This is a genomic window from Bordetella genomosp. 7 (assembly GCF_002261415.1).
In the GTDB taxonomy this organism is placed as follows: domain Bacteria; phylum Pseudomonadota; class Gammaproteobacteria; order Burkholderiales; family Burkholderiaceae_B; genus Bordetella_A.
Map to the genome: position 1 here is coordinate 1 of NZ_NEVI01000018.1, position 3,030 is coordinate 3,030.

The 3,030-nt window shown below is 60.0% G+C and carries 3 protein-coding genes; 2 read left to right on the plus strand and 1 reads right to left on the minus strand.

Annotated elements, in window-relative coordinates; genetic code table 11:
* On the minus strand, positions 1–114 hold a 114-nt coding region (locus tag CAL18_RS20045), incomplete at its 3' end, for a transposase (RefSeq protein ID WP_141217744.1).
* 171 nt (positions 115–285) lie between these two features.
* Here CAL18_RS20045 and mobF point away from each other — a divergent pair.
* Together mobF and CAL18_RS19985 are read left to right on the plus strand one after the other, a co-directional pair.
* The gene (gene mobF / locus CAL18_RS14385; protein ID WP_249278414.1) at positions 286–2,907 is read left to right on the plus strand and encodes a MobF family relaxase; all 2,622 of its coding nucleotides are present in this window, start codon (positions 286–288) and stop codon (positions 2,905–2,907) included.
* A 33-nt stretch (positions 2,908–2,940) separates the two neighbouring features.
* Positions 2,941–3,030: transposase (locus CAL18_RS19985; RefSeq protein WP_349290273.1), on the plus strand; the 90-nt coding region annotated here is incomplete at its 3' end.

Here is a 3,030-nt window from a genome sequence, read left to right on the forward strand (position 1 = left end):
GGGTTCCAAACCCAGATCTCGGGCCACCTGCGAAACGGTGTTCCCCGGCAGCCCAACCAGGCGAACCGCTTCGCGCTTGAATTCATCAGTGAATGTTCTTCTGCTGCGTGTCATCGTCCTTCTCTCCAGGCATCATCATGCCATCTGATGTGTCCGGCGAGATAGGGCAAGGCCACAGAGCCCATTGATTAGGTTGCGTGGGCCTGCCACCCCTATCTCCAATAATCAGCATAGGAACGGTTTAGCGCCGTTGGCTGATCTCAGTTTCCCTATCCCGGAGCACCCATGATCTCGCACAGTCAGATCAATCGGGCCCGTGCGGCCCTGGCTACCTATTACTACGCCGACCAAGCAGACGATTACTACAGCCGCGATGGCAGTGCTGCTACTTGGCAGGGCGAAGGTGCCCGGCGCTTGGGTGCTGTCGGAGACGTGGAGCCCGCTCGCTTCAAAGCCATGCTGCAAGGCAACTTTGGCCGCGGCATCACAGCGGGCCAATCCGTCCGCAAGGATGCCAAGGCCCGCGCTGCTCTTGACCTGACTTTCGGAGCTCCCAAAAGCATCACCTTGCAGGCTCTCATCGGCGGTGACGCGCGGCTGATCCATGCCAATGACGAAGCTGTCGCTACTGCCTTGGCCTATGTCGAACAGCATCTGACCATGGGGCGCCGCAAGGAAAACGGCAGGCCACGGGTAGAGCATACGGGCAACCTCATCATTGCCAAATTCCGCCATGAGACAGCACGCCCCACCGAAGGCACTGCACCTGATCCTCACCTGCATGTCCATGCCTTACTCATGAATCTGACCCAGCGGGCCGATGGCAGCTGGGTGTCGTTGTCCAATGAGGAAATTTTCAAGCTACTGCGCGTGACTGACTCGATCTACCAGGCGGCACTGGAACGCAATATCCGGGCGCTGGGCTACGCCGTACGCCATGAGAAGAACCACATCGAGCTGGCCCACATTAGCCGCGAACAGATCGAGTTTTTTAGCAAACGCAGCGCCGGCATCACGGCCGAGCTGGCTGCACGCGGCACCAGCCGAGAAGAAGCCCCTCACGCCCTGCGTCAGGGCATCAACTTGGCAAATCGCCAGGAAAAGACCAAGGAGCTCAGCCGCGCGGACCTGCATCAGCAATGGCGGGACGCTGCTGCAGCCGTCGGCATGCAGTTTGACCAAGCAGACTTGCACGCGGTTAGTCAGCCAACACAGATATTGGGAAAATCATCAGGCCTGGTGGCTCATGCCTCCCTGGACTGGGCGATCAGACACTTGGCTGAACGGGAATCCGTCATGCCGCTGGCCGATCTACTGCAAAGCGCCGTTCGACATGCCGGTGGCCATACAGACATCACGGCCATCCAGGCTGCGATCCGGGCTTGTGTAGATTCCGGTGCTCTGATCCGAGAAGCGCCACACTACCGCAGCACCCAGGATATGAAAGCAGCGCCCATGACCCGCGAAGGTTGGGCTCAGGAGGTCATACGCCTGCGCAGCCTGCCAAAGGAAGCCTCTCTGAAGCTGGTTGATCAGGCCGTTGCTGAAGGACGCCTCCTGATGGAGAGTCCCCGCTATGCCACCCGGAACGCCTTTGAAGCTGAGTCCCGGATATTGGCAGCCGAACAGACAGGCCGTGGCGCTTGGCAGGCCACGATTGCCGATGCCCACGCCAAAGCCGGCCTGGATGCGCGCCTGACATATGGCCAGCGCGAAGCCGTGATGCTGATTGCTACCGGCGCCGACCAAATCTCCGGCATCCAGGGCCTGGCGGGTACGGGAAAATCGTTCGCCCTGCAGAATGCGCGGGCGATCCTGCAGCAGCAGGGATACGCCATGACTGCTCTGGCTCCGTACGGGGGCATGGTTCGCAACCTGCGCGAAGATGGCGTACCGGCCAACACGATCGCCTCGGTGCTCGCAGCCCGCGACAAGCGTCCATTCATCGACACTCTTGGGCCAAAAACGGTCGTCGTCATCGATGAGGCTGGAGTTGTGCCCGTGCGACAGATGGACAAACTGTTGGCGCTCATTCAGCCGACAGGCGCCAAAGTCGTGCTGCTGGGGGACACCGCCCAGACCAAGGCCATCGAGGCGGGCCGTGCCTTTGCCATGCTGCAGGAAAATGGCATGAAAACCGTATTGATGGGAGACATCCAGAGACAACGCTCCGAACGGCTGCGCCAGGCCGTGCAGCTGGCGGCCGGTGGCCAGGCAAGCCAGTCCCTGCCGCTCCTGGATCGAGTGATCACTGTCCCGGACCAGCTCACTACTGACGAGAATGGTCAGAAAACCCGAGACAGTTCTGCCCGGTATGAAGCAATTGCCCAAGCCTATACGCGGCTTTCCTCTGCAGAACAAGCCGGCACCATCGTCGTGACGGGAACCAATGCCTCACGAGAAGCCATCAACGCACGGATCCATGCCCTGCGTGGTTTGGAAGGCAAGGGTCATCAATGCCAGTTGCTTACTCGCCATGACACCACCCGTGCAGAACGCAGTGTGGCCCGGTATTACACGGTTGGCGACATCGTCGTGCCCGAACGGGATTACCAGTGCGGCCTCAAACGCAGCGAGCTGTATCGTGTGACCGGCAGCACACGCCATGACCGGATCACCGTGGAACCGCTGAAGCCCGGCTCAACCCATACCGAACCCATAGAAATCATCCCGAAAACCATGAGCAAGCTGTCGGTCTACCACCTGAACCGGGCGGAGCTGTCCGTAGGTGACCATGTCCGGCTCACCCGCAATGATGCTCAGAATGATTTAGTCAACGGCCAGCTGGCAAAGATCGTGGCAATTGACGCGGCCAACGTCACCGTCGAAGCCGACGGTCGCCGTGTCAATCTACCCACTGACCGGCCGCTGCGTAGGATCCCCCTCAGAGTAGACGTCAGCCAGTAGAATTTCGGAGCCTCCTTTCCATCGGAGACTCCCTTGAAGAAAAGCAGATTTACCGAAAGCCAGATCGTTGCGGTGCTCAAAGAAGGCGAAGCCGGCATCCCGGTCGTCGAGTTGTGCCGCAAG

What these genes read in the sequence shown, in the direction of transcription:
- mobF (WP_249278414.1), top strand. Translation starts at nt 286, where the DNA reads ATGATCTCGCACAGTCAGATCAATCGGGCCCGTGCGGCCCTGGCTACC.